The sequence below is a fragment of the Azorhizobium doebereinerae UFLA1-100 genome (assembly GCF_000473085.1).
Lineage (GTDB): Bacteria > Pseudomonadota > Alphaproteobacteria > Rhizobiales > Xanthobacteraceae > Azorhizobium > Azorhizobium doebereinerae.
The window spans coordinates 1-4,069 of record NZ_AXBA01000078.1 but is presented as its reverse complement, the minus strand read 5'-3'; the positions used below and the strand labels follow the sequence as shown (position 1 = coordinate 4,069).

Sequence of the window (4,069 nt, the reverse complement as noted above, 5' to 3'; positions counted from 1 at the left end):
CAGCGCACCAATCCGCTGGTGGACACGCTCGGCGCCATGCTGGACATGGGCCCGGCCGAGATCGATGAGCTGTGGCGGTTTTGTGCGGGGCTTTAAGATAGCCAATGACAATATATTACTTCGGCAGCGGCGTCGTCGTCGTGCGGACCGGCAGGATGGGAAATTCGACCCGCGGCGGATCTCCCGACAAGGTGCCGAGAAACGCCGTCACGTCCTTGATCTCCTTGGGCGTGAGCTGGGTGCCCAGTTGCGCCGTCGCCATCACCGCCACCGCCTGTTCCAGGTTCCAGACCTGACCTGAATGGAAGTATGGCGCCCGCAGCGCCACGTTGCGCAGCGGCGCGACCCGGAACACATAATCGTCGGAGGCGGTTTGGGTCACTGTGAAGCGACCGTGGTCATCTGGTGGCAGGATAGCAGCGCCCGGCTTTTCCACCACGCCGAAGGGGTAATAGGAATCGCCGCCCGCGTTGATACCGTTGTGGCAACTGGCGCAGCCCTTATCCATGAATACCCGAAGTCCGGCCTTTTCGGTATCGTTGAGCGCGGTATCATTGCCGCCAAGGAACCGATCGAACCGCGAGCCCGGTGTAATCAGCGTGGCCTCGAACGCTTCCAGCGCCTTGGCCACGTTGTCGAACGTGACCGGATCGGGCTCGCCGGGAAAGGCCCGACCGAAATCACTCACATAGACCGGCATGGATTTCGCCGTCGCCACCACCTGTTCGGCGGTCGCATTCATCTCGATCGGGTTCTGCATCGGCCCCTTGGCCTGGGCCTTCAGGTCTTCGGCACGCCCGTCCCAGAACTGCGCAACATTGAACACCGCATTGAACACCGTTGGCGCTCGGCGCGCCCCCCGCTGCCAGCCGTGGCCGATGGAGGTCGGCCCGGCATCGACGCCCCCGGTGCCGAGATTGTGGCATGAGTTGCAGCTCAGCGCCTGACTGGCGGACAGACGCGGATCAAAGAACAACTTGCGGCCGAGATCGACCTTTTCGGGCGTGACGGGATTGCCGTTCACCACAGGTATGTCCGTGGGAATAGACTTGAACAGAGCGAGGGCGTCAGTGCGCAGATCCGCCGCCGAAACAGCCTGCGCCGACATGAATATGGTTAGTCCGATAATGCGGTATTTCATCTCCGATGTCCCTGGAACAGAGTGAAATCTTTATCAAGTTTACGCTGCCGGGCCGCCGATGCCATGATGCAGATCAAGTCGTTTAGAATAGCTCTAATACCAGCGGCCATTGAGGGTGACTGTTTGGGGCTTTCGGTGGAGTGCGATCGCTGATTTCATCGTGCGGGGAGGATCGCGCCATGGCCTCTGTGGTGAAGCTTCGGACTGACTACTCGGCTTCGGATTTGCGGCGGCTCGCCGCTGCTTCGAAACACGCCAGCCAGAGCCGGCGGCTGCTGTCGCTGGCAGCGGTCCTGGATGGGATGGATCGCGCCGAGGCGGCTCGGATCGGCGGCATGGATCGTCAGACCCTGCGCGATTGGGTCACCACTTCAACGCGCTCGGCCCCGACAGGCTGCGCGACATCCGCTCCAAGGGTCATCCGCCCCGGCTGAAGAAGGCGCAGCTGTCCGAACTCGCTGAGATCGTCGAGACCGGCCCCGGATCGCAGGGTCCACGGCGTCGTCCGGTGGCGGCGACTCGACCTGAGGAAGGTCGTCGCGGACCACTTCGGCGTCGCATACCACGAGCGAACCATCGGCAAGATCCTCAAAGCGATCGGCTTCTCGCACATCAGCGCCCGCCATCGGGCGGCGCGGCCTCTCGGTGCCCATTATTATCACGGGAACAGAATCCAATGTCGTTTTGATTTTTCCGCCATTATAGCGTTAGATGTTCGTGATATTTGTTCAGAGAAATAAATTTACTGCAAGCTCGACGTAATTCAGACGAAGCGTGGTCCCAAAATGCAACTTCGATTTTGAATCCTTCTGCAACCAAGTCCGCAACAATTGGGACATAATCGGAATCGCCGGCGACAAGAATAATTTCGTCACTAGTTTTGTTAAGTAAGGTGTATGCATCCTTGGTCATGCGACCGGCAATCGCAGTATCAACCTTCTTTTCTTTATTTGCGGCATTTCTTTCGTAGACGGTCGTGTTAAATCCCTTTCGATGCAGCATGTTCCAGAAGCTGTCTCCAGGCGGGGGCGAACCCCAAAGCCTTGCAACGGAATCGGATCCACAAATAAATTCATACAAGTTCCCGTAGTCAAGATTCCAGCTATGATCAATAATTCCGGCACACATGGCTTCGTCGATGTTCTTTGCAAAACCATTTCGTACGGCGGATAGCCGGCATCCTTCGATATAGATGTTTGAATTATCAATGTACGAATAGGTGGTCATAATCCCCTCTCTGTAACCTTCTTTGCCGGCGTCTCCTACCGCCACGGCTCATTCGCTGCACCGGAATTCACCCGGCGACACCTGTCGCCCGTGCCGTCCCGCATCTTACCCTGCACAGTCCAGCCCCTGAAGCCGCCCGTCAACCGCGCTTCAAGAGGGCTTTCATGTCTGCCACCACACCCTTCGTCGGCGTCCGCGTCTTTTCCGACCTGTCGGACACCGTCGCGTCCGTCGATACCCGCGACAGCACGGTCATCGGCCTGACCTTGCCGGCCCCTGAGGCGGACAACGCCCGCTTCCCCCTCGACGAGCCGGTGGCGCTGTCCATCGACGACGTGGAGCAGGTGGCGGCCCTCGGCCCCGGCCTGGCGCGCGATACGGTGGACCAGATCCTCGCCGAAGGCATCGTCACCGACATCTCCTTCGTGCGGGTGGCGGAAGGCGCGGATGCCGAGGCGACCATGGGCCATATCGTCGGCTCGGCCGGCGCCAAGACCGGCGTGTGGGCGCAACTGGAGGCGAAGGACCATATCGGCCTGGAGCCGGGCCTGCTGATCGCGCCGGGCTATACCGGCACGCGGCCGGGCAATGCCGCCAACCCCATCACCACCGCCATGGACACGGTGTGCGGACGCATCATCGACTGCATGGCCGTGGTGGACACACCCGGCACCAGCCGCGAGGCGGCGGCGCTCTATGCCGAGGACTTCAAGACCTCGCTCAACATCATCGCCATGTATCCCGGCGCGAAGGTTTTCTTAAGCGGGGCGCAGGTGGTGCGCCCGGTCTCGCCCCATGTGGCCGCGGCCATCGTCCGCCGCGACAAGCAGGTGGGCAATCCCTTTAAGGCGGCCTGGAACCGGCCGCTGATCGGCATCCTCGGCGCCTCCCAGCGNGTGACCTATCGCGACGGCGACACCTCCTCGGACGCCAACTATCTGGTGCAGGCCGGCGTCGGCACAGTGATCGAGAACAAGACGCTNTGGGCGCCGTTCTCCACCGCCACCGATCCCACCATCCGCGCCTATCGCTCCATCAAGCGCATCCGCACCCGCCGCAGCATCGAGAAGGCGTTCTCCACTGCGCTCAGGGGCTATCTGTCCGAGGACCTGGGCGGGCACCTCGTCACGCTGCTGGTCAAGACGCTGGAGGAGGCCTGCGAGGAGCGCAAAAGCCTGGGCGCGCTCATCGACTACCAGATCGTNTGGGACCGCAAGCTCAACCCCAACACCTTCCTGCGGGATGGCGGCATCCGCCTGAAGCTCAGGTTCGAGGAGACGCCGGACCTCACCGACCTGCAGATCTACTCCCAGCCGCAGCCGGAAGCCTTCGATGTGCTGGCGTCCTCCATCGCCGATGCGCTTTCCGCGCTCGGCTCGTCCAACGTCTACGTGGCGTCCTGACCGGCGCCTGAAGGAGAGACCCCATGGACCGCATCATCCGCGGCGCGAACTGGTGGATCGAAGAGACCAACCAGCGCCTGCGCACCAAGTCCGCCAAGCTGCCCGACCTCAAGCGGGTGACGGAGAAGTTCGTGGCCGGCGGCGGCTTCTTCACCTTCTCCATGCCGGGGGAGATCGAGGAGCTGTCGGCCGAGTTCGAGCTNAACGGCGGGCATGAGGACATCCGCTCGCTGTTCGGCCGCGAGCCGGGCGACTGGACCACCTTCATCTATTACGAGCGCCTGGCCAACGTCGGCAC

Annotated in this window: 3 protein-coding genes and 1 pseudogene; 2 read left to right on the top strand and 2 right to left on the bottom strand. The window is 61.8% G+C overall.

The window, feature by feature from the left end:
- Positions 1 to 115: 115 nt before the first annotated feature.
- Positions 116 to 1,141, bottom strand: coding sequence for a cytochrome-c peroxidase (locus YU1_RS0125415; protein WP_029006447.1), 1,026 nt, complete (start codon positions 1,139 to 1,141; stop codon positions 116 to 118).
- 179 nt (positions 1,142 to 1,320) lie between these two features.
- Here YU1_RS0125415 and YU1_RS34615 point away from each other — a divergent pair.
- Positions 1,321 to 1,770 (top strand): annotated as a pseudogene (locus YU1_RS34615) (helix-turn-helix domain-containing protein); the annotation flags it as partial.
- 70 nt (positions 1,771 to 1,840) lie between these two features.
- Here YU1_RS34615 and YU1_RS33155 read toward each other — a convergent pair.
- Positions 1,841 to 2,368 (bottom strand): NYN domain-containing protein, encoded by a 528-nt coding sequence (locus YU1_RS33155; RefSeq protein WP_084540137.1) that lies wholly within the window; start codon positions 2,366 to 2,368, stop codon positions 1,841 to 1,843.
- Between the two features lie 1,426 nt (positions 2,369 to 3,794).
- Here YU1_RS33155 and YU1_RS0125400 point away from each other — a divergent pair.
- Positions 3,795 to 4,069 (top strand): phage major tail tube protein (locus YU1_RS0125400; protein ID WP_029006444.1); only part of this gene is annotated, 275 nt, incomplete at its 3' end.

Coding starts and splice junctions, on each gene's coding strand:
- YU1_RS0125415 (WP_029006447.1), bottom strand. CDS start 1,141: ATGAAATACCGCATTATCGGACTAACCATATTCATGTCGGCGCAGGCT.
- YU1_RS33155 (WP_084540137.1), bottom strand. CDS start 2,368: ATGACCACCTATTCGTACATTGATAATTCAAACATCTATATCGAAGGA.